The organism is Lacrimispora sanguinis (assembly GCF_044987295.1).
Lineage (GTDB): Bacteria > Bacillota > Clostridia > Lachnospirales > Lachnospiraceae > Lacrimispora > Lacrimispora celerecrescens_B.
The window spans coordinates 1,220,442-1,242,143 of sequence record NZ_CP173277.1 but is presented as its reverse complement, the minus strand read 5'-3'; the positions used below and the strand labels follow the sequence as shown (position 1 = coordinate 1,242,143).

Here is a 21,702-nt window from a genome sequence, read left to right as displayed (position 1 = left end):
ATGGCACGGACAAATTTGATCAGCGAAGTGGAAAGACGCAGAAGAAGAAAGTACATGATAAGTGCTGCTTTCCGATATACCTTACTTACGGTAGTGGCCCTCGTTATGATTTATCCCATCATCTGGCTTGTGGGAGCTACTTTTAAGACGAACAATGAGATATTTACGTCAATTAATTTCATACCCAGCAAAATAGACTTTACGCCTTATGTCAATGGCTGGAAAACCAGAACGAAATTTACGTTCACCACATTTTTCATTAACACATTCAGTTTTGTAATACCTAAGATACTGTTTTGTCTGATATCGAGTACTCTGGTAGCGTATGGATTTGCCAGATTCAATTTTCCGTTTAAAAAAATATGTTTTTCCATCCTTATGGCGACTATGTTTTTACCGTCGGTCGTGACCAGGATTCCGCTTTATATTTTATGGAAAAACCTTGGACTTTTAAACACATACGTACCTTTGATCGCACCAACCGTATTTGCGAACGAACCGTTTTTCGTATTTATGCTGATCCAGTTTATGCGTTCCATACCGACGTATTTGGATGAGGCGGCGACGATAGACGGCTGCAATTCATTTGGAATTCTGACGATGATCCTGCTCCCAGCATTGAAACCGGCTCTGATAAGCTGCACGATCTTTCAGTTCGTATGGAGTTTCAATGATTTCTTAGGTCCCCTGATCTACGTGACGAGCCTTGCGAAATATCCTGTATCGCTGGCCCTTAAGATGTCAATCGATCAAAGCAGTGGTATCGTGGAATGGAACCAGATCCTTGCGATGTCATTCCTGGCTCTGCTTCCTGCTCTGATCCTGTTCTTCTGCTGTCAGAAGTATTTTGTAGAGGGAGTGACCAGTTCGGGAGTGAAAGGATGATAAACTTTTGTGTCACCCCATACATATCAGATCATGCGGTTCTGCAGAGAAATGAGTTTATACCCATAAGAGGTACAGCGGATGCGGGAGCGCGGGTAGAAGCGATACTATCGAAAGAAGATGGGAGTGCTGAATTCAGAGAAGAGACCTTAACGGAAGAAGACGGAAACTGGAAGCTTGTATTTATGCCTATGCAGGCAGGGGGCCCCTATTCGATTTCCGTCACGTGTGCGGGTGTGAGAAAAGAATTTTCTGATATCTATATAGGGGATGTCTGGCTCATGTCCGGCCAGTCCAATATGCAGCTTCCTATGCATCGGGTAAAGTATCGTTTCCCAAAGGAGTATGGTGAAGACGGAGACCCGTTTATTCGCCAGTTCACCGTCCCGATCAAGTGGAATTTCAAAACTCCTGCAGAGGAACTGTCGGGAGGAAAATGGGAAAGTTATTCGTTGGAGTGTGCTTCTTATTTTTCAGCGGCAGGATATTTTTTTGGGTCGAAATTGCGGGAAAGATATCCAGTACCCATAGGTCTTATACTTACTGCAGTGGGCGGTACGCCTATAGAGGCGTGGATGAGCAGAAAAGCGCTTGCGGGTTTTTCCGGTAAAGCAAAGACAGCTGATGAATGTAAATCAGATAAATTTGTCAGGAATATACAAAAAGAAGATGAAGTGAGGGCTTCCTCGTGGTATAAGAAATTAGATGAGGCAGATGCGGGGATTTTAGAAGCTTGGCTTAAGTCCGGTTTCCAGGATACGTGGAAAACGGTCAACCTTACCGATGATTTTTATGCAAATGAAGATTTTGAAAACCCCGGTTCTGTTTGGTTTAAGAAGACTGTGACGATCCCGCCTGAACTTTCAGGCAAGCCGCTCCGTCTTTCCCTTGGAACCATCAAAGATGCGGACTGCACTTACGTTGATGGGCAGTGCATTGGAAATACCACATATCGATACCCTCCCAGGGAATATCACTTGGAGGGACTTACCGAAGGGGACCATGAGATTACAATACGTGGGATTGCAGTGTCCGGGCGGCTGGACTTCACCAAAGGAAAGTCTCATCAAATGATTTTTGAGACAGGAGAGACGTTGTCTATTTCTGATGGCTGGAAGTATAAGAGAGGCGCATGTGTAAAAGCTCTTAAACCACCGACCTTTTTTGAGAGAAAACCAATGGGGATGTATCAGTCTATGATAGCGCCACTTCATGATTTCCCTATCTGCGGTATGTGCTGGTATCAGGGAGAGAGCAATGCAGAGGATGATCGTTTTTATCCCCAGTATTTCAAGAGTATGATTGAGGATTACAGACGAAAATGGCATATGGGAAAATTTCCTGTTATTTATGTACAGTTACCGAATTATGATCTTGAAGATGCAGGAAACTGGGTACGGTTTCGGAATATGCAGCAGGGCCTTGCAACGCTTCCAAACAGCGCTATGGTGGTCACCATTGACTGCGGTGAATACAATGATCTGCATCCAACAGATAAGAAGACAGTAGGAGAGAGAATGGCTATGGCGGCGTATGAAATTGCATATCATGAGCCGGGTGAGTGGCTGTCCCCTCTAATCTCCCATGCTGAAAGGAAGGGCGATGAGATCATACTTCACTTTAATCACGGGGAGAGGGAATTTATTGTATCAGACGGTAAACCGAGCGGGTTTGAAGTCTGCATATCAGGAGAATGGACCTCAGATTACATAGATGTCCGGACCCAGAGGGGTACGGTTATTTTGAATGTCCAAAAAGGAAAGACAGTTACCGGAGTGCGCTATGCATGGTCAAATAACCCGGGGAATGCGAACTTGTACGCAGTACCGGGACTTCCGGTATCGCCATTTGAGATAACGATAGTCTGATTCGATCGGCATACTGAATCATTGGGGTGTGACGTTCTGAACCATATAAACCTAACAGGACCGCAGTAAATGCGGTCCTGTTAGGTTTATTGCATCATTGATAAGATTAAAAAGGGTAGAATTACTTTGCAGCTTTTTCTGAATATGTGGTCGTTACAAGCTCCTCATAGGGAACTCGTTCCTTTAATTGTCCGGATTCTTCCAGAATATTTTCCAGAAGCTCAAAGCTGTCTTTTGCAAAAACCGTATCCTTTTTCCAGGTATCCTGTGCTTTATACCGTTCAATAATGGTTGCAATCGTAGCTACGTCGGTTTCTTTGAACTGGGGCAACATTATGATAAAACTGCGATTAATTCAAAACAAATGTAAATGTTGCTAAAATTATAGACCTAGCAAAGATTTTAGAAATGAACCCGAATTAGTGCAAGAATGTACATTTTTAAACATTATTTAATTCTATTATTATACAAGAAGTCGGCAGCTTGCCGACTTTTTGTGATACAGCCATTCATGGAAGTACGTACGTGGTTATAGTAGTGTTCGGAGGGTATTTTCCTTATAATCCAAAATCAATGGATAAAATTATGTAGATATATCTAGAATTTTTGCTATTAGGGATACTGTGAGATTATCTGCATAGGTAATCAACATTTCCAATATGAAAATATATATACATAACGTTAATACAAGGTCAGATGAGGCAGATCAGATTCTTTTGAAGAGGACAAAATAGCGTCTGTCATTCTAAACCAATTTCTGGAATAGGATATAGGAAAGACGGTACGAGGAGAAAGTCATGCCTGATTCCAATGTCAATTTCCAGAAGTATGTGAAGATGGAAGAAAGGGGGCTACATATGCAGAAAGAAATCGTTATAAATCAAATTGGAGAGCTTCTTTTCCAAGAGGGGCTGATAAATATAAAAGAGAAAAAACGGTTTGATGAGCTGATAAAGAAGCAATAAAGATTTACAAGGGGACAATTGCCTGCCGCAATGTCCCCTTTATTAAAAATTTGTAAGGAGGGAGCACAAATGGAGCGTAAGCTTAGAGCTGTCGTTTATTGCCGCGTTTCAACAAATAGCGACGAGCAGGTTGGTTCACTGGATAAACAGGTTGCAGAGGCAGTAGAAGCTGTTGATCAGTTAGGATTTGATCTGGTAGATCGGTTTATAGACGAGGGTCGGACTGGTACGACCAGTATGAGAAAAGAATATTCGCGGATGCTCACTCAAATTGAGGAGCACAGCTTTGATGTTATAGTTACAAAATCCCTGGACAGAATGAATCGGAATATACTGGACTTTTATCTGCTCTTGGATCTTATTATCAGGAATCATATAAAGTTGTACTTTTATCTGGATAGAACCTATTATAAGCCTGATGATAAAATCGTAATCGGCATCAAGGCCATTTTGGCCGAGGAGTATTCCAGAGAACTGTCCAAAAAGTTATCAAACGCTCATGCAAAGCGTCAGGAGCGGGGAGAAGTAATGATGCTTAGCAGTCTCACTTATGGATACAAAAAGGAGATTCTGCCAGATGGAAAAAAGAGAATTGTCGTGGTGGAAGAAGAGGCGGAAATGATACGTCTTATATTTGATTATTGTAAAGAAGGATATGGTGCAAGAGCCATTGGAAAAATGCTGTATTCCCATGGCTATCGAAATAGACAGGGAAATGAAATCGGAGAAAGTACCATCCGGCGTATCATTCGCAATCCATTAGTAATGGGAACGATGATTATGAACAAAGTGAAATTTGACTTTAATACTAAGACTACCATACATACAAACCCGGATCAGTGGATGATGAAAGAAAATGCGGTACCGGCAATCATATCCAAAGAAGACTGGGACGTTGCTAATGCCCTTATGGACAGTCGTGTTCAAACGAATAAAATGAATAAAAATCTAAGCAAACAGGGGAGAAACAGAGGAAAATATAATTTTTCTGGCAAGCTGATATGCGGAATGTGTGGTAAACCATATTATAAGTCGAGTAGAAATAATAAATCATCTCGAGTCATTCAGTGGAAATGCAGTACATACTTAAAATTCGGACGTAAAAATGCGGAATACCTTAAGACGAACTCGACTCCTAAAGATATAGATATAGGGAAGGGTTGTGACAGTCCATCTATTGATGAGACTTTATTAATAGATATTTTGGGAACCGTAGCTGAAGAGCAGTTTGAACAGATGATTGATAAACAGACACTTATTGAGGAAACAATGAGTATACTGGAGAAGACCTTAGAGGAAGCTGGGGGTGAGGGCGATGAACTGGATTTACAGAAGAAAATACAGATAATTTCCCAGAGACAGGAAACTTTGTTGGAAAAATATTTGGATAGAAAAATCTCTGATGATAACTATGAGAAGATGGAAAACAAATTAAAAGAAGAAAAAAGTAAGTTAAAATTACAATTGAAAGAAATGGAAGATGACAGAAGCATGGTTTATAAGGTGAAACAGAGGCTCGGGAAAATTGAAGAATCCTTAAGGGTTGGAGGGATCGAACAAGCTACGGCTTTCACATTAATGGATTCAATAAAAAGTATTGTGGTATACAAGGATTATATAAGGATTATTTTTGACCAGTTACAGATTTTGGGAATTGAAAGATATAGTACAATGTTAGATGGCAATAATGAATATACTTTGGAGATTTCGCTAAATTCATATAAACTAAAAAATACAAATTTGGCAATTGAACAGTCCAAGGAAATTATTTGCCGCATGATTGCTGAAGATCCGGAAATCAGTTTAAAGCAGATCGCTGAAAAACTGGGACTGGGAGAGCGGACCGTGTTTGAACGAGTGGCAGCCCTTAAGAGAGACGGAAAAGTAGAAGTGAAAGGCCGGGGGGCGGGACGCAGATGGTTTGTGGGGCCATCTTAGAGGAGTGGCAAAGGATGTTGTTCAGCTTCTGGCAAAGCGTATTTACAGGAAAAACAGGGTTGACCAGCTGGCGGAGACTATTATAAAAGAGAGGTCGTGATTTTTATGGAAAAGCCCTATATATTGCAGCATAAAAGCACTGCTGTTGTAGTGCTTATGAACGATGATACAGGAGATATAACGGATATACTCGGCTGATATAATAGGGATAAAATTAGTAATTGTTTAGGCGGTTCTGATTTTATCCTTATAGATGCCGATGGCGAAAATCATAGCAATTATCAACGAAAAGGGAGGTGTAGGCAAAACAGCCACGGCCACCACGCTGGCCTGATACCTAGGCGGTGTCCCTTTATAGGGACCAAGTAAGGACAAGTAGGATAATATTTTGATAATTCATTCAACCTATGTTCAATCGATGAAGGTCAATATAGAACAAATCAATCTGGCCGGGTGTTGCGTAGGAAACCGGGAAGTATACGTATCTTGTACCAAGGCATTTTCTATGCGCAGGATGCTGCTGGTTTCGCAGATGCTGGCTGCCGGAGGAGATTTCTTACAATGCAAGGATGCTCTGGGTGATGGCATCGGACTGGGTACTGGTTTTGTGGAAATTTACGGCTGCAAGACAAGTTTTTCATGAGGAAAGGGGAAGCAAAAATTAGGGAGAAATATAATTGTCCTTTTTGGATGGGCGTGATATTATAAGATGTATGAAACAAATCAATGAGAGAGTTCAGAAAGGAGAAACATGAATAAGAATTCAATCATCCCCTTGTATCAGCAACTTGCAGATGATATTAAGCAGCAGATTATAGAGGGCAAACTTAAGGAAAATGAAAAGCTTATGACGGAACTAGAATTCAGCCAGGCTTATGATATCAGCAGAATCACGGTCAGAAAGGCAATTGAGATATTGGCTGATGAGGGATATGTGACAAAGCACCAGGGAATCGGTACTTTTGTGGCTGCGAAGAAGCTGAACCGGGTCATGAATAAGCTTTTAAGCTTTACGGAGATGTGTGAAAATGACGGGAAGACGGCGTCTACGGAACTGGTTTCCCTGGAGTGGACATCAGCTTCCGTTTCCATCAGCCAGTATCTTCATAAAAGTGAAAAGGACCGTGTTTTAAAGATTGTCCGAATCCGAAAGAGCGATGGGGAGCCGGTCATGCTGGAAGAAGCCTATTTTCCGTCAAAGTACTCTTATCTCATGGGAGAAGACCTGACAAGCTCTGTTTACTCCATCTTGCGTAGGCATGATGCTGTACCAACCCATGCGGTAAAGACTGTGGAAATATGCTATGCAACGAAAGAGGAAGCTGGATATCTGAAGGTAAGGGAAGGCCAGGTCCTCCTTTTGCACAAAGATCAGGTGATGGATGAGGAAGGTCAGGTCATCCATTACAGCAAGCTGATCATCAATCCGGAGAGGTATAAGCTGACTTTTTTTACGTAAAGGGGCAAAGCATAGTTAATAAAAGAAAATAATATCTTAAATGGCGAAGAATTTGGGAAAATAAAACTTTATTTTCTTAAATGTTCGTCATTTTTACTATGCGGAACTTGCATATGCTTAAGTCTTGGTATAAAACAGACAATAAAATGAAAAAAAGCTATTGCAAAATGTACTATATCATAATATAATGTATCTAAGTTGTGATAAGATGTATACATACAACACATGACTATTGCATCTATTTTACCGGGTACAAGAAAGGAGAGTAAATTATGAAAAAGAGCTTTAAAAAAGCAATATTTGCAGGTCTATCCTGCATAATGGCAATGTCCATGAATGCCTGTAGCGGCAATAACAGTGACCAGTCCCCCTCCTCTAAAGCTTCTGCTGAATCCTCCCAGTCCGCTTCCGGGGATACAACGGCAGCAGTCTCCACAGGAGACAAAAAGATCATTAAACTGTTCCACAGATTTCCTGATGATCCCTGCAACTCATTTATTGAAAAAAAGGTAGCAGAATATGAAGCTGCCCACCCGGATATTGATATCCAGATCACCAGCGCTCAGAATCAGCCGTATAAGGAAAAGATCAAAGTAGTCGTGGGATCTGATGAATGTCCTGATATCTTTTTTAGCTGGGGCGGTGAGTTTTCTGAACGTTTTATCCGTGAAAATCTGATCATGGATCTGACACCGTATATGGAAAAGGATGGGGCATGGAAGGATTCCCTTCTGCCCACTCAGATGGTGGAGTATACCACTGATGACGGAATGATTTACGGCGTTCCCTTCCGGTTGGACGGCAAACTGTTCTTTTACAATAAAGATATATTTAAAAAGGAAGGCCTTCAAATTCCCAAGACATGGGATGAATTTATAACCCTGTGTGATAAGCTGAAAGGGGATGGGATCACACCTATTGCAGAGGGAAATCAGGATCAGTGGCCGGCCTGCCACTATGTGGGCACCTTAAACCAGATGCTTGTGAAAGACGATGTAAGGGTAAAAGACTATAATCCAATGACAGGGGAATTTGCCGATCCGGGATATGAGAAGGCCCTGGAATACTATAAGCAGCTGGTGCCTTACATGAATCCCGGTGTCAACGGACAGACTCATGATATGGCAAGGCTTGGATTCACACAGGGACAAACAGCCATGCTGTATGCGGAACTGGTAGAAATTTCAAATATTAAACAGGAAAACGGGGATTTGAACTGGGGAATGTTTAACTTCCCAGTTGTGGAAGGCCCAGGAAACCCGGATCTTCTCACCGGTTCTCCGGAAGGCTTTGTTGTTTCTTCCAAGACCAAATACCCGGAGGAATGTGTCCAGTTCCTAAAATGGTTCCTTGGACCGGAAGTCGGCGCCGCCCAGGCGGAAGAGGTAGGCTGGTTCAATGCTTCCAAGGGGGTTGATGTAGGACTTAAGGACCCATCTCTGATTGATGCATATAAGGCGATTGCTTCCGCAAAGGAAATGGGACCATGGTTTGACAGCTCCCTGTATTCCACCGTATGCGATACTTATTTGACCGCTATTTCCGATGTCACCAACAGGGACGTTACTCCGGCAGATGCCATGAAAAAGGTTCAGGCAACAGCAAAGGAAGCCCAGACACTGGTCCATTAGCTTCATTCATGAATATCAGCTTAACAGGGAGCGTATTAAGCTCCCTGTTCATAAAAAAGGATGGGACCCAGATGAAAAAAAAGAAATTAGTGCCATACCTATATATACTGCCGGGCCTTTTTATGGTTTTAGGCTTTGTATACATTCCTATTATAGTCAACTGCGTGTACAGCTTTTTCCGCCTGTCTTCTTACTCCTCCACCATGAAGTTCGTAGGACTGGATAATTTTAGGCGTTTATTTACCAATGAAGTATTTCCGATTATGATGCGCAACAACGTGTATTACTGTGTTATATCCCTGATGGTTCAGGTAGGTTTTGGAACGGCCCTGGCTCTTTTGCTGGAGAGCAGACTCACTGGCAGGGCAAGAGGTTTTTATAGGAATGTTTATTTTATTCCGTCCCTGATTTCTTTGACAGCAGTTGGTCTGATGTTTAATTTCATTTATTCCCCCCAGGTAGGCCTTTTAAATACTTTTTTAAAACATGCAGGACTTTCCCAGTTCCAGCAGACCTGGCTGGGAGATAAAAGAATGGCCATTTTCTGTATCATAGCCATGAGCCAGTGGCAGTTTACCGGTTATATTACGCTGCTCATGGTGGTGGCTTTACAAAACGTACCGGTGGATTATCTGGAGGCGGCCCTCATTGACGGGGCAGGGCCTGTGAGGAGGGCCTTAAGCATCTCTCTTCCCCTTGCCAAGGAACAGCTTCTGGTATGCTCCATTATTACCATCATTGGGGCATTTAAATTATTTACCGAGGTTTATTCAACCACCAGCGGAGGCCCTGGGAATAATTCTCAGGTTCTGGGACTATTTCTCTATCAGAATGCATTTCTGCATGACGATATGGGCATGGCTGCCACAACAGGGGTATTGATATTTGCCATAACCCTAACCGCATCCATCATACAGTTAAAGGTCTCAAGGTCCGGTGAGGCATAAAGGAGGAATGCAGGATGAAACATTCTGTTAATTTAAAAGTTTTTTTATTAAGGATATTACTGCATATGTTCCTGATTTTTCTAATATGCGTCATCCTTTTTCCGGTCATGTGGCTAATTCTGAACTCTTTAAAGACCAACCAGGAGATGTTTTTGAATTCCCTGGCATTGCCGAAAAAATGGATGGGAGTCAACTATGTAACCGCATGGAATAAGGGCCTCTTTAACTACTTTAAGAATTCCATTCTGGTAAGCGTGGTGTCTTTGGTTTTTATCCTGTTCATCAGTTCATTTCTGGCCTATGGACTGACCAGGTTCCAACTGCCGGGCAGCACCTTTATCTTTTTCCTGGTGCTGGGAGGTATGGCATTATCCGAGCAGGTGGCTCTGGTCCCTCTTTATAAAATTTTGCAGTCCATGAAGCTTTATAATACCCAGTGGGCCATTATCCTTCCCTACGTGGCATTCCGCATTCCGTTTACCATGTTCCTTCTTCGCTCTTATTTTATTTCCATTCCAAAGGAGTTGGAAGAAGCGGCCATTGTGGACGGATGTAATAGCCTGCAAAGATTTTTCCTAATTATTGTTCCAATCAGTAAGCCAGTTCTGGCTTCCTGTGCCATTGTGAATTTAAACTTTGTATGGAACGAATTCCTGTTTGCCAATGTATTTCTGGAAAGCAAGTCAATCATGACCATTCCCCTTGGACTTATGGCGTTTCAGGGAGATTTAAAGTCAGATTACGTGGTCATGCTGGCCGGTATCCTGATTGCCTCTCTTCCCATGGTACTTTTGTTCCTGTGCATGCAGAGGCAGTTTGTCCGCGGACTTACCCAGGGAGCAGTAAAGGGATGAAAGTCGAAACAGAGCCTTGGGATATTATGAAAAAAGGGGGAATCATTTTGTTGAAGTCAGATTATCATGTTCACAGTATTTCTCCTGATGCAGGGGTTCCTATGGAGAAAATGTGCAAAAGCGCCATAAAAAAGGGGCTGGAGGAAATTGCGTTTACGGATCATTATGAGTTTTATGCCCATGGAATCGTGACGGAGCATTTTCATGAAGAATATTTAAGACAGTACTGGAGGTCCCTGGAACGATGCAGGGAAAAATTTGAAGGGCAGCTGGTCATACGTCAGGGGTTGGAAATAGGGCAGATGCACTTATGCCCGGAAAAGACATTAAAAGTAATTTGTGCATATCCCTTTGACTTTATAATCGGATCTCTTCACAAGATCGAGAACATTGACGTCAGCCAAATGGAATATACGGAAAAGACAATGCCCCAGATTGCAGAAGCATATTACCGCCACTTGTTAAGGCTTTCGGAAATAGGAGAATTCGACTGTCTGGGGCATCTGGATCTGATTAAAAGACATTCAGCTAAAAATGGGCTTCCTGATTATTACGAAAGATATGAGAAGGAAATTGCAAGAATTCTTAAAAACCTGATTGCCAGAGGTAAGGGCATAGAAATCAATACTTCCGGATTCAGGCAGGAAGTGGGAGAATCCATGCCATCATTAAAAACAGTGAAGCTGTTTGCTGACCTAGGCGGAACAGTGGTAACGGTTGGTTCGGATGCCCATAAGCCGGAGGAGGTTGCAGCAGATTTTATTGAGGCGGAGAAGCTTTTAAAAGAAGCAGGCATCAGGGAGATCACGGGATTTAAAAGGCGGCGGGCCTTTCCTGAAAAGATATAGGTACATAATGGGAAAAGGAGAACAGACCATGATCAGAGTATTAGGATTGGGAGATAATGTGGTGGATAAGTATATGCACACCATGACCATGTATCCAGGAGGGAATGCCTTGAATTTTGCTGTGTATGCAAAACTCTTTGGCTGTGAAGCCGGGTATATGGGGAATTTCGGAGACGACCAGGAAGCCGGGCACGTATATGATACAATTGCTGCCTTGGGGCTTGATGTTTCCAGATGCCGTTTCTGGAAAGGGGAAAACGGCGCTGCAAAGGTGAAGCTGGTGAACGGGGACCGGGTATTTATAGATAGCAATAAGGGCGGAGTTTCCCTGACTTATCCTCTGGACCTGACCAGGATGGACAGGGAATATATTACAGGGTATGACATGGTGCATACCAGCATTTTCAGCTACATTGAGGCCCAGCTTCCGGTTCTTGGGGAATGGGCAGCTTTTCTTTCCATGGATTTTTCTAATCGTGCCTCTTTGGAATATTTAAAGGAAACCTGTCCTTATATTGACTGCGCCTGTGTCTCCTGCGGGGAAGACATGTCGGAGCAGGAGATACGGAATCAGATAAGAGACATCATTTCCTATGGCTGCCGCCATATGGTCATTGCCACCAGAGGGGCAAAGGGAGCTTTTGTGTATGTGGACGGAAACATATATAAACAGCCTCCCTGCCTTGTAAAGGCAAAGGACACCATGGGAGCAGGAGATTCCTTTATCACCTGTTTTTTGGTCAGCTATCTGGACGGAATGAAGTATGCAGTGGATTTTCCTGATAATTCAGAGATGTCGGGCATAACTGGTGCAAAGGAGTACAAGGATATGGTCATAAAGACCAGCCTTTATAAGGCCGCTGTTTATTCTTCCCAGAACTGCCAGAAGGACGGCTCCTTTGGATTTGGAAAAAAGTTTAAAGAATGATTCACTGTATGTAAAAAAACCTATAAGACAGCCGGTCTTTTCAAGGACTGTCTTATAGGGGCATTTTTAATTCCCGGGAAGTTATGTCTTATGGATCAAAGAATGCACCGCTTTGCAGGCTCTTTGTTTTAATAATCAAGCTTCCACATGTACCGCCTCTTTGTAAGGGGGTGATTGCGTATGATCGCCAGCTGCTCTGCGTAGATTCTTAGGACGCCGCTGATCAGAATAGGATTAAAGTATTCCACAACGGATTTGTCAATGTGGGAACTGAGGCCGAAATCCTTTGCATCCAGGACCATTACCTTTGCGTCAAAACGCTGAAGGAAGGAGAGTGCTCTGGAATCCATGGGGCGTGTCGGGCCGTCATTCATAAGGAGGAGATAGGGAACATCCTTTTCAGTCAATTCAAACGGACCGTGGAAGAATTCTCCGTCATGGAAGGAACTGGAATGGATCCACTGCATTTCCATTATGAGAAAGCTTGAGAAGGAATAGGAGACCATCTGGGTTGCCCCTGAACTCATCACATACAAAATAGGCATGTCCTTATAACTTTCTGCAAATGCTTTTGCAGCTGGAAGGCTCATGGAAACAGCGGTCTCGATCAGACCATAAATCTTTGAAAAACCATCCTGCATCTCATCGTAGTGAGCGTATCCTTCATAAGCGCTCAGGATTTCCATAGAAAGTGCAAGAACACTGGTCATCTTCTCCATCTTTGCAGCATAATTGGCCTCAAAGCCATGGATGATCTGATAATGGGAAGCTGCGGCAAGGGGAGAGTCCTGGATATGGGTTACTGAGATGACGGCAGCCCCAAGTTCCATGGCTTTTTTCGAAGCAGCTACTGTTTCAGGAGTGGTTCCGCTTAAGGAGCAGGTCACCACAACTGCAGACTCATCAACGGATACGGGGGGGGAATAGTAAAATTCATTTGCAGTGTAAATACTCACCCGAAGCCTTCTGGAATTTGCCTCTAGAAAATATTTTCCGGGAAATAATTCTGACATTGAAGCACCGCAACCAACGAAAAAGACAGAAGTGATGCTTGGATGCTCAGCCTTGATTGCAGAAACAATTTCTTTGACTGTCATAATATGTACCTCCAAAAAGTAAATTTACTTGATTTATAAATACATTATATAACATCATATAACAAGTGTCAACGAATATGTGAAATAAAATCGTTGAAATACTTGAAAAGTTAATGCAAGATGTTATGATACAACATGTAAGGTGTTAATAAGAAAGCGGAGGGCCATATTAATGAAAGTAAAGTAAATCATCGTTGAAATCGTGGAAAAAAGAAAGAGGCGGGAGGAGTCCAGAAAGTCTATTTTGAAGGATACACCAGCCCTTTAATATTTTCTGGCCCCAAGGCTCAGGCTGACATCTGGTTATTTATTTGTCTGTTCTCCGTAAACGATGCGTCCGTCAGAGATGGTATATACGACCTTGGTATCGGTAATTGCCGCCGGGTCACAGGTAAGGATGTTCTGGCTGAGTATTACCAGATCCGCCTTTTTTCCGGGTTCAATGGTACCTATTTCTTTATCCTCAAAATTTTCATAGGCAACATTTTTTGTATAAGCCTCAAGCATCTCATAAGGCGTCAGAGCCTGTTCCGGCCAGCGGTGCATATCGGTACTATCTTCTCCCGGATAGGGGCTGTTGCGTGTTACTCCTGTCTCAATTTCGTCAAGCACGTTGTATGGTGAAACAGGGCCGTCACTTGCGCCGGAGATGATACAACCTGCATCTATCATATTCTTTGTGGGGTAGAATGCAAAGGCCCGGTCTTTTTCCACATAGGCGGATTCAAGCTGGCAGAAGGGATCATTATACATCCACAGGAACTGAAGGGCTGAAACTACCTTCATATCGGCTGCACGCTTGATATCACTGTCCTGAATGGCGCAGACATGAGTCATGGTAAAGCGTGAGTCATGAATGCCGTTTGCCTTCTGAGCGGCCTCAAAGGCGTCAAGGGTGCCCTTAACAGCGCCGTCGCCGATAGCATGAACATGGATCTGAATGCCCGCTTTGTCAAGCTCCTTTACCATTTTGTTAAATATATCCGGCTTCCATACAGGTTCTCCCCGCCAGTCTTTGCCTTTTCCGGCAGCATCCGAATAGGGCTCAAGCATAACCGCTGTTGCACCCTCGGTAACGCCGTCATAAAACAACTTTATGGTACCGCCTGTCACCATCGGTGTGTCTGCTGCTTTGATATTGTTGGCTAGAGTAACGGCTTCCTCTGGAGTGCTACCGGGGCGGATGATGGGTGCCACTCTTACCCTGAGCGTTAAATCCCCCTTTTTTTCCATAGCCCGGATTTGCTCCGGATTTGCGTCGGTACCAATGCTTGTGATGCCCGTAATTCCATAGGAATTGCATTCTTCCTGGAATTTTTCAAAGGCTGCGGTTATCATATCACCGGTGATTTCTTTTTTCGGAAGTTTTGTAAGAACCATTTGAGCTGCGGAATCATTAAGCATTCCGGTAGGCTCTCCACTTTCGTTACGTTTAATAAGCCCTCCCTGGGGATCTGGGGTGTCCTTTGTTATTCCTGCGAGCCTAAGAGCGGCTGAATTGACCCAGAAGGTATGATGGGAGGCATCAGCAATTACGATGGGCTTATCTGCGCTTATGGTGTCAAGATCTTCCTTCTGCGGTCCTGGGTTACTGCCGTCGACCTTTTGATATACGTTGAGGAGGAAGGGTCTTCCCTCATAATATTCCATTTCAGGATGTGCAACTACAAATTCTTTGATTGCCTTTAAATAATCCTCGTTGGTTTTTGATTTTCCAAGATCGATGTTATAGAGCCTGTCGATCCAGAATCCGGGAGCGTGAACATGTCCGTCCATGAAGCCGGGGGCCACCATTTGTCCAATTAAATCAATAACTTTTGTGCTGCTGGAGACGTACTTATCAATTCCGCTGTCAGCGCCCACATAGACGATTTCATTGCCTTTGATGGCTACAGCCTGGGCAGTGCTCTTTTCATCTACCATGGTCTGTATCACACCGTTTTTTAGTACTAAATCGGCCTTTTCAGTGCTTGGGGTTTCGATACTGCCTGTGCTTTGCGCATCGGTGTTGCCCGTGGCTGGGACCTCCGTACTGCTTTTTGTGCTCCCGGTATTACCGGTGTATGCCGTAAGGGAGGCGGCCATTGTGGCCGCAAGCAGCATACTCATTAATCTTTTTTTCATAGATATTTCTTAACCTCTCTTTGCCTGATTTTTGCCGCCGTTAGAGGCGGGATTGCCTTTATTATATTTTACGGTTTCAAAGGTTTACAATCAGCCATATATTCAACTTATCCTAAACTTTGCATAAACTGGAAGGATTTTTTTCGTTTTTACTATTGATAAGGATAAATTTACCGGAATAGTCTTTCACTGAAAAACCATGAACAAAAGGTCAGCTGCATCGTATTATTGGCGTATCCCGTCTATATTTCGTAGAAGGCGGCCTGAAAAACGATGCTTTTTTCGTGTAAAATGGTCTGGGTATCAGATAGATATATGATAAGGTAATCCAGATTCCGGATGAGTCTTTTTATTCAGTGTAAATGCATCCCTCCCTTTCTTTTTGATGACAAACAGGAGGTAAAACCTGGAAAATCCGTCTTCTTCCAAAGTGACTCCCTATATTTCCATAACTGGCTGGACAGGGTATTACACCTACGAAAACCGATGCCAAGGGAATGATTTGGCAGTCTTATAGTTACAATCCGGCCGGAGATATCATCTTTGGAAAGCCGCAGTACAACAATGTCTACTCCTACAATGCAGAGAACTATAATCCAAACTTGGAATCCCAGTTTTTAAGGACACGTTATTATGATTTAAAACATGGAAATTTCTTGATGGAGGATAACCTTGAATCGCTATAACTATACAAAGAGCAGTCCATTGAATTATATCGACCCGAGCGGGAACAGAAGCCTTTGCCAAGATAGTGGGCGGGAAAAAGCGTGGTCATAACCATCAACTGGAGGTGGGACTGTTCAGAAAAATTCAATATTAATCGCATCTTTTTATCATTTTGCAGCCCCAGTTCTTGAACTGGGGCTGGATCACCTTTGCAATTTCTTCCGATGAATGGGAGTTCACGTATTCCAGACCCTTTTGGATTGCATTGGTGAATTTCTGGATAACTTCCGGATTCTTTTCCAGATAGCTTTTCTTTGCGCTGTAGGCAGTGTAAGGAATATATCCGGAATCAACGCCAAGAGAAGCCACTACGTGGCCGCTGCCTTCTTTTTCAAGTCCTGTGGCAAATGGTTCAAATTCAACGGTATAGTCTGCATCATTGCTGGTAAATGCCGCAGCAGTCAGGCCAAAGTTAATGCTCTGGTCAATGGATAAGTCCGTAACAGGGTCAATGCCATTTTTTTTCAGGATATACTCAAATACCATTTGCGGCATTCCCCCGGCTCTGCCTCCAATTACCTTCTTGCCTTTAAGATCCGTCCATTTAAAGTTAGGCTGATCGTCTCTTCCTACAAGGAAGTTTCCGGCTCTCTGGGTCAGTTGGGCGAAGTTGACGGCATAGTCTTTCGAACCGTTCGCGTAAGTATAAATGCTGGCCTCAGAACCCATGAATCCGATATCGGCATCGCCTGATATCAGAGCAGTCATAACCTTGTCGGCGCCGGCCCCGTTGACCAAGGTTAAATTAATGCCTTCATCCTCAAAATATCCCAGTTCAATGGCTGAATACTGGGGAGCGTAGAAGATAGAATGGGCAACTTCATTTAGTGTGACCGGAGTTAATTCAGATGCCTTTGCTTTTGAGCCACAGGCGGTCAGGCTAAGTAAAGAAGCTCCGGTGAGTATGGCCGCCAGAACAAAATGATAGGCTTTTCTCATAAAATCCTCCTTAGGGAAATCTTAATACTACATTTTATTATGTGAATATGGGAAGGTACTTTGTCTTATGAAAAAATTTTATAATACCGTGTCCGTGCTGGATACCTGATAAAAAAGCGGTCTTATATGCTTCCTGGCCGTGGTTCTGCAGCTTGTCAGGGAGGCAGCCAGCATAAGTGCAACCAGAAATAAAACGATTGCCTTTTCCATATCATTAACCCTTTCTTAGTATCTCCTATTGGCATTGTATGAGGGGGGCCAGGCTGCAGTTCCGTCCATTTATATATTTCTGTATTTTAGGATGGAATAAGAAGAGAAACTGTGTTATACTGCTATAGTAAAATTTACAAAACAGGAGAAATTTAATGGACTATCGGATGATTGTGCTGGATTTGGATGGGACGCTGACCAATCGGAATAAGGTGATCACACCCAAGACCAAAGAGGCACTTTTTGAATTAAAACGACAGGGCGGAATTATTGTACTGGCTTCCGGAAGACCCACTTACGGGGTGATGCCCCTTGCGAAAGAATTGGAACTTCATGAGTCGGGAGGATACATTTTGTCCTTTAACGGAGGACGCATCATTGACTGCAGAACCGGAGAAACGGTTTTTGCAAGGGAATTGCCTATGTCCTCAAATTCCAGAATTATCCGCATGGCAGAGGATCATGGAGTGAACATCCTTACCTATGAAGATGATTTAATCATCACTCCCAATGCGGTTGATGAATATGTAGAAAAGGAATCGGCCATCAATAAGCTGGAAGTAAAAGAAATCCAGGATATGGAGGCTTATGTACAGTTTCCGGTTGTTAAATTCATGATGCTTGAAGAAGGTGACTATCTTGCCATGGTAGAGCCAAAGGTAAAGGCGGCCTTAGGGCGGGATTACAGCGTTTACCGTTCAGAACCCTATTTTTTGGAGATACTCCCTAAAGGAGTGGACAAGGCGGCAAGTCTGGAGCGTCTGCTGTCAAAGCTTGGCATGAGTAAGGAAGAGATGATTGCCTGCGGAGACGGTTACAATGATTTGTCCATGATCCAATATGCAGGCCTTGGTGTTGCTATGGAGAATGCAGTTCTCCCGGTAAAGAAGGCAGCTGATTATGTGACACTTTCCAACAACGATGACGGAATAGCGCATGTGATAGAAAAATTTATGCTCTCATGATGTCCGCGAAGGGTGGACTTTACAACTTTAGTATGGTAAAATGTTACTAAGGGCAAAAACAAGAAAAAAGGGGAATGAACGATATTATGAATAAAAAGATTAAGACAGATGCGGTAGATCATCTGTTTGAGGCTATTCTAACCTTGAAATCATCAGAGGAATGCTATACTTTTTTTGAGGATGTATGTACAGTTAATGAACTGTTAAGCTTATCCCAAAGGTATGAGGTGGCAAAGATGCTGAGAGAGGGCCGTACTTATCTGGAGATTGCGGAAAAGACGGGGGCGTCCACTGCGACCATCAGTCGAGTGAACCGCTCCTTAAATTATGGAAACGATGGATATGATATGGTGTTTAAGCGTTTGGAAGAAGAAAAGAGAGAAGATTGATAAAAACAGGGACAAGCCGGATACCGGTACTTGCCCCTGTTTTCATTTTTCATTTTTTCTTTTTTATGTTTATGGGTTCGTTTTCTCCTAAATCATCAATGATCTGCTCGATGATCTGCTTCTTTAAGTACACATCAAAGGAAAGCTCGCAGATCCAGGAAAAGAGGCGGAGATATTCCAGATCATCTTTCGGAAGCCCTTTGCCCTCAAAGGTTTTACTGGCGTGCTCGTATTTTTGTAGGATATCCTCCTTGATACGGTCGATATTGCCTTCTACCTGGGAGAAAATTTCGCGGTAAATATCCTCCAAAGGAATTCCGTCCGAAGAATTAAAGTGTTTTTCCGTAATAGGCTTAAAGAGCTGCTCAATGTCATGAAAAGAGAGCAGGTTTTTAAAATAATATATAAATATAAGTAGCAGAATGTGTTCTCTGGAATATTTCTTTTTATTTGGAGCCGGAAGGAGATTGTTCTTGGCATAATTATTGATCATGGTCTTGGTCAGGACCTTGTCCTCCGGATAGCGTTTGGTATCTTTTAAGTGCTCATCCATGAAGGTGGTGACTTGATCCATGTATAGATCAATATTGGGAATGGTTTCCGGCCTGATATGGTCTAAGGATTCCAGATGCTTCAGGATGTCCTGCATTCTTTCGTCGTTGGTCTTCATATGTTTTCCTCTTTCCTGCCCATGCCTTTGGGCCGACCTTCTGTACGCATGCTGCCGCACATGAGGGATGTCCCCTTTGTCATATCATATTATATAGTATTCAATACCAGATGACAAGGGGGAAAAGGATTTAAAGGACTAAATTTTTTTAAGAATACCTTAAAAAGTTTCTTGACTTTTGTGGAATGTGTGCTAATCTAGAATTATAAGAGTAATGAACGAAAGGAGACAAATCATTATGAAAAAAGTTTTAGCAACAGAAAAAGCGCCGGCAGCAATCGGCCCATATTCTCAGGGCGTACGCGGGGGCGATTACGTATTTATATCAGGACAACTTCCTATTGACCCTGCTACCGGAGAATTTGCGGGTGAGGATATCGTATCCCAGACAAGACAGTCATTGACAAACATCAAGTCTATTTTAGAAAGCGAAGGCTTATCCATGGCTAACGTGGTTAAGACAACCGTTTTATTAAAGAATATCAGTGAGTTTGGACCAATGAACGAAGTTTATGCATCTTTCTTTGAGGGAGAATGCCCGGCAAGAGCCGCATTTGAAGTGGCAGCTCTTCCTAAGAACGCTCTGGTTGAAATCGAGGCCATCGCATATTGCGGTAAGTAATCGTCAGATCAGTTTCTGAAGTTTGATTTAAGGAAACGAGAATAGGGAGTACAGCACTTTGAGATGCTTAACAGTGTTTCAGAGGGCTATGCTCTCTTTTTGTATTTCTGTAAACATAAGGCGTATTAGAAGGGCAGTTGTAGAAATAAAGGGCTTTTTGCGAAAGAAATGGGTTGCATATTGACGGACATATATTATAATAAATTAGAAAGTCCGATTTTTTATTTAGGGTTCATTCTGAAAATCAGGCTTGAAATTACATATGGAAGCTGGTACTCTAACGATGAAGAATGACGAAACGGCAGAAGAATATCTGGGCCGGATTCCGATGTGGACCAGAAAAAAGAACTCTCTGGAAGATATCCGTAAATTCCTTTGCGAGATGGGAGAACCGGATGAAGAGATGAAAATTATTCATGTTGCAGGTACCAACGGAAAGGGTTCAGTATGTGCATTTTTACAGTCTGTTTTAAGGAAAACAGGCTGCAGGGTGGGAACCTTTACATCCCCGCATCTGATTGAAACCAGAGAACGTTTCTGTATAAATGGAGAGATGGTATCGGAAAAGATTTTTGAAGAAAGTTATCAGACCATCCGAATGCTTTCTGAGAATATGATGGAGAAAGGATATTGCCATCCGTCTTATTTTGAATTTCTGTTTTATATGGCAATGGACATGTTCCATAAGACAGAAGTGGATATTGTAATTTTGGAAACCGGTCTTGGAGGAAGATTGGACACGACCAATGTCATTAAGTCTCCTCTGGTGTCGGTGATTACCTCCATCAGCCTGGATCATACGGAATATTTGGGTGATACCATTGAAAAAATCGCATGGGAAAAGGCTGGAATTATTAAAAAGGGGGTAACCGTAGTTTTTGACGGAACCAACGGACAGGCTTCCCAGGTTATTCGCTCCAGAGCAAAGGAACTGGGCTCTCCGTTCTGTGAAGTGGACAGGCTGGGATATGAGATAACTGGATATGAAGATAAAGGCTGCAAAGCCAGATTTTTTAAAGCAGAAGGAGATTTTATGGAAGTCACCGTTCCGACTGTTGCGGAATATCAGGTGATGAATGCCTTCCTTTCGTTTAAAGCTCTTGAGGCGGCAGGGCTTAAGGAGGTCATGGGTCTGGAGATTTCAGAAGAACAGGTGAAAGAAGGAATTGCAGGCATGTACTGGCCGGGAAGAATGGAAGAGGTGCTTCCGGGAGTATACTTAGACGGCGCCCATAATCCGGGTGGTATCCAGGCTTTTACCAAGGCAGCAGCCGGTTTGTGCGAAACAAGGAAAAAACGGGCTGATCTTTTGTTCTCGTCAGTATCCGATAAAGATCACGATAAAATGATAAAGGAAATCGCAGGGGAACTGCCTCTTGATCATGTGGCGGTGGCTCATATTCATTCGGAAAGAGGACTTGAAACAGATGTCCTGCTAAAAGAGTTTCAAAATGCCTGCGGTTGCGGTGTAGAAGGATTTCAAACAGTGGAAGAGGCTGTTTTATACATGCTTCATAAAAGGGATGAAGGGCATCTGTTGTTTTGCGTGGGTTCTCTTTACTTGATGGGGGAGATAAAAGCGGTATTAAGGAGGAACTCCATTCCATAGATACCTGGATGCCCGGAAAAGATGGGCA

General features: G+C 43.0%; 20 protein-coding genes and 2 pseudogenes. 16 read left to right on the top strand and 6 right to left on the bottom strand.

Translation table 11 applies throughout. From position 1 onward, the window contains the following. Both ACHZES_RS05795 and ACHZES_RS05790 read left to right on the top strand, forming a co-directional pair. A complete protein-coding gene (locus ACHZES_RS05795) occupies positions 1-885 on the top strand; it encodes a carbohydrate ABC transporter permease (protein ID WP_154526943.1) in 885 nt (294 codons plus the stop codon). Beyond that, entirely contained in the window at positions 882-2,753 is a 1,872-nt protein-coding gene (locus ACHZES_RS05790) for a sialate O-acetylesterase (RefSeq protein WP_395548814.1), read from the top strand. Before ACHZES_RS05795 ends, ACHZES_RS05790 begins: the two co-directional genes overlap by 4 nt. Before the next feature lie 121 nt (positions 2,754-2,874). Here the strand turns inward: ACHZES_RS05790 and ACHZES_RS05785 are convergent. Further along, positions 2,875-3,081, bottom strand: a pseudogene (locus ACHZES_RS05785) (ABC transporter substrate-binding protein); the annotation flags it as partial. Between the two features lie 706 nt (positions 3,082-3,787). Here ACHZES_RS05785 and ACHZES_RS05780 point away from each other — a divergent pair. From ACHZES_RS05780 to ACHZES_RS05740, 9 genes are all read left to right on the top strand, one after another. Next, a complete protein-coding gene (locus tag ACHZES_RS05780; protein ID WP_395548815.1) occupies positions 3,788-5,656 on the top strand; it encodes a recombinase family protein in 1,869 nt (622 codons plus the stop codon). Between the two features lie 253 nt (positions 5,657-5,909). Beyond that, entirely contained in the window at positions 5,910-5,990 is an 81-nt protein-coding gene (locus ACHZES_RS05775; protein WP_404820385.1) for a ParA family protein, read from the top strand. A gap of 54 nt (positions 5,991-6,044) precedes the next feature. Next, positions 6,045-6,299 carry a hypothetical protein gene (locus ACHZES_RS05770; protein ID WP_404820336.1) on the top strand — a complete coding sequence of 85 codons (255 nt, stop codon included), beginning with the start codon at positions 6,045-6,047 and terminating at the stop codon, positions 6,297-6,299. Positions 6,300-6,407: 108 nt separating this feature from the next. Further along, a complete protein-coding gene (locus tag ACHZES_RS05765; protein WP_395548817.1) occupies positions 6,408-7,115 on the top strand; it encodes a GntR family transcriptional regulator in 708 nt (235 codons plus the stop codon). 272 nt (positions 7,116-7,387) lie between these two features. Further along, the gene (locus ACHZES_RS05760; RefSeq protein WP_395548818.1) at positions 7,388-8,746 is read left to right on the top strand and encodes an ABC transporter substrate-binding protein; all 1,359 of its coding nucleotides are present in this window, start codon (positions 7,388-7,390) and stop codon (positions 8,744-8,746) included. 8 nt (positions 8,747-8,754) lie between these two features. Next, on the top strand, positions 8,755-9,693 hold the full coding sequence (locus ACHZES_RS05755) for a carbohydrate ABC transporter permease (RefSeq protein ID WP_404820335.1): 939 nt from the start codon (positions 8,755-8,757) through the stop codon (positions 9,691-9,693). Positions 9,694-9,707: 14 nt separating this feature from the next. Then, positions 9,708-10,547: a carbohydrate ABC transporter permease gene (locus tag ACHZES_RS05750; RefSeq protein ID WP_395548820.1), complete on the top strand. Its 840-nt coding sequence runs from the start codon at positions 9,708-9,710 to the stop codon at positions 10,545-10,547. Next, complete coding sequence (locus tag ACHZES_RS05745; RefSeq protein ID WP_395548822.1) at positions 10,544-11,395, top strand: histidinol-phosphatase HisJ family protein; 852 nt, start codon at positions 10,544-10,546, stop codon at positions 11,393-11,395. Before ACHZES_RS05750 ends, ACHZES_RS05745 begins: the two co-directional genes overlap by 4 nt. A gap of 28 nt (positions 11,396-11,423) precedes the next feature. Beyond that, positions 11,424-12,323 carry a PfkB family carbohydrate kinase gene (locus tag ACHZES_RS05740; protein ID WP_395548823.1) on the top strand — a complete coding sequence of 300 codons (900 nt, stop codon included), beginning with the start codon at positions 11,424-11,426 and terminating at the stop codon, positions 12,321-12,323. Positions 12,324-12,451: 128 nt separating this feature from the next. Here the strand turns inward: ACHZES_RS05740 and ACHZES_RS05735 are convergent, their stop codons facing one another. Together ACHZES_RS05735 and ACHZES_RS05730 are read right to left on the bottom strand one after the other, a co-directional pair. Beyond that, positions 12,452-13,420, bottom strand: coding sequence for an SIS domain-containing protein (locus tag ACHZES_RS05735; protein WP_395548824.1), 969 nt, complete (start codon positions 13,418-13,420; stop codon positions 12,452-12,454). A 303-nt stretch (positions 13,421-13,723) separates the two neighbouring features. Further along, a complete protein-coding gene (locus ACHZES_RS05730; RefSeq protein ID WP_395548825.1) occupies positions 13,724-15,544 on the bottom strand; it encodes an amidohydrolase in 1,821 nt (606 codons plus the stop codon). A 497-nt stretch (positions 15,545-16,041) separates the two neighbouring features. On the opposite strand from ACHZES_RS05730, the gene ACHZES_RS05725 reads away from it, so the two are divergent. Continuing rightward, on the top strand, positions 16,042-16,230 hold the full coding sequence (locus tag ACHZES_RS05725; RefSeq protein ID WP_395548826.1) for a hypothetical protein: 189 nt from the start codon (positions 16,042-16,044) through the stop codon (positions 16,228-16,230). 166 nt (positions 16,231-16,396) lie between these two features. Here the strand turns inward: ACHZES_RS05725 and ACHZES_RS05720 are convergent. Continuing rightward, positions 16,397-17,209, bottom strand: a pseudogene (locus ACHZES_RS05720) (ABC transporter substrate-binding protein); the annotation flags it as partial. Between the two features lie 78 nt (positions 17,210-17,287). Then, entirely contained in the window at positions 17,288-17,419 is a 132-nt protein-coding gene (locus tag ACHZES_RS05715) for a hypothetical protein (protein WP_278245571.1), read from the bottom strand. A gap of 155 nt (positions 17,420-17,574) precedes the next feature. On the opposite strand from ACHZES_RS05715, the gene ACHZES_RS05710 reads away from it, so the two are divergent. Further along, positions 17,575-18,384, top strand: coding sequence for a Cof-type HAD-IIB family hydrolase (locus ACHZES_RS05710; protein WP_154527009.1), 810 nt, complete (start codon positions 17,575-17,577; stop codon positions 18,382-18,384). A gap of 86 nt (positions 18,385-18,470) precedes the next feature. After that, positions 18,471-18,773: a YerC/YecD family TrpR-related protein gene (locus ACHZES_RS05705; protein WP_025232421.1), complete on the top strand. Its 303-nt coding sequence runs from the start codon at positions 18,471-18,473 to the stop codon at positions 18,771-18,773. 49 nt (positions 18,774-18,822) lie between these two features. Here the strand turns inward: ACHZES_RS05705 and ACHZES_RS05700 are convergent, their stop codons facing one another. Then, entirely contained in the window at positions 18,823-19,443 is a 621-nt protein-coding gene (locus tag ACHZES_RS05700) for a DUF1836 domain-containing protein (protein ID WP_038282737.1), read from the bottom strand. Between the two features lie 238 nt (positions 19,444-19,681). Between ACHZES_RS05700 and ACHZES_RS05695 the strand changes: the two genes are divergently transcribed. Together ACHZES_RS05695 and ACHZES_RS05690 are read left to right on the top strand one after the other, a co-directional pair. Continuing rightward, positions 19,682-20,065 carry a RidA family protein gene (locus ACHZES_RS05695; RefSeq protein ID WP_038282735.1) on the top strand — a complete coding sequence of 128 codons (384 nt, stop codon included), beginning with the start codon at positions 19,682-19,684 and terminating at the stop codon, positions 20,063-20,065. A 262-nt stretch (positions 20,066-20,327) separates the two neighbouring features. Beyond that, a complete protein-coding gene (locus ACHZES_RS05690; RefSeq protein WP_404820334.1) occupies positions 20,328-21,674 on the top strand; it encodes a bifunctional folylpolyglutamate synthase/dihydrofolate synthase in 1,347 nt (448 codons plus the stop codon). Positions 21,675-21,702: the final 28 nt, after the last annotated feature.

Bases quoted from the DNA above. Each gene is read 5' to 3' on its own strand.
- ACHZES_RS05745 (WP_395548822.1), top strand. From the start codon at position 10,544: ATGAAAGTCGAAACAGAGCCTTGGGATATTATGAAAAAAGGGGGAATC.
- ACHZES_RS05740 (WP_395548823.1), top strand. From the start codon at position 11,424: ATGATCAGAGTATTAGGATTGGGAGATAATGTGGTGGATAAGTATATG.
- ACHZES_RS05780 (WP_395548815.1), top strand. From the start codon at position 3,788: ATGGAGCGTAAGCTTAGAGCTGTCGTTTATTGCCGCGTTTCAACAAAT.
- ACHZES_RS05755 (WP_404820335.1), top strand. From the start codon at position 8,755: ATGAATATCAGCTTAACAGGGAGCGTATTAAGCTCCCTGTTCATAAAA.
- ACHZES_RS05730 (WP_395548825.1), bottom strand. From the start codon at position 15,544: ATGAAAAAAAGATTAATGAGTATGCTGCTTGCGGCCACAATGGCCGCC.
- ACHZES_RS05700 (WP_038282737.1), bottom strand. From the start codon at position 19,443: ATGAAGACCAACGACGAAAGAATGCAGGACATCCTGAAGCATCTGGAA.
- ACHZES_RS05790 (WP_395548814.1), top strand. From the start codon at position 882: ATGATAAACTTTTGTGTCACCCCATACATATCAGATCATGCGGTTCTG.
- ACHZES_RS05690 (WP_404820334.1), top strand. From the start codon at position 20,328: ATGGAAGCTGGTACTCTAACGATGAAGAATGACGAAACGGCAGAAGAA.
- ACHZES_RS05750 (WP_395548820.1), top strand. From the start codon at position 9,708: ATGAAACATTCTGTTAATTTAAAAGTTTTTTTATTAAGGATATTACTG.
- ACHZES_RS05695 (WP_038282735.1), top strand. From the start codon at position 19,682: ATGAAAAAAGTTTTAGCAACAGAAAAAGCGCCGGCAGCAATCGGCCCA.
- ACHZES_RS05735 (WP_395548824.1), bottom strand. From the start codon at position 13,420: ATGACAGTCAAAGAAATTGTTTCTGCAATCAAGGCTGAGCATCCAAGC.
- ACHZES_RS05760 (WP_395548818.1), top strand. From the start codon at position 7,388: ATGAAAAAGAGCTTTAAAAAAGCAATATTTGCAGGTCTATCCTGCATA.
- ACHZES_RS05725 (WP_395548826.1), top strand. From the start codon at position 16,042: ATGATTTGGCAGTCTTATAGTTACAATCCGGCCGGAGATATCATCTTT.
- ACHZES_RS05775 (WP_404820385.1), top strand. From the start codon at position 5,910: ATGCCGATGGCGAAAATCATAGCAATTATCAACGAAAAGGGAGGTGTA.
- ACHZES_RS05765 (WP_395548817.1), top strand. From the start codon at position 6,408: ATGAATAAGAATTCAATCATCCCCTTGTATCAGCAACTTGCAGATGAT.
- ACHZES_RS05715 (WP_278245571.1), bottom strand. From the start codon at position 17,419: ATGGAAAAGGCAATCGTTTTATTTCTGGTTGCACTTATGCTGGCTGCC.
- ACHZES_RS05705 (WP_025232421.1), top strand. From the start codon at position 18,471: ATGAATAAAAAGATTAAGACAGATGCGGTAGATCATCTGTTTGAGGCT.
- ACHZES_RS05710 (WP_154527009.1), top strand. From the start codon at position 17,575: ATGGACTATCGGATGATTGTGCTGGATTTGGATGGGACGCTGACCAAT.
- ACHZES_RS05795 (WP_154526943.1), top strand. From the start codon at position 1: ATGGCACGGACAAATTTGATCAGCGAAGTGGAAAGACGCAGAAGAAGA.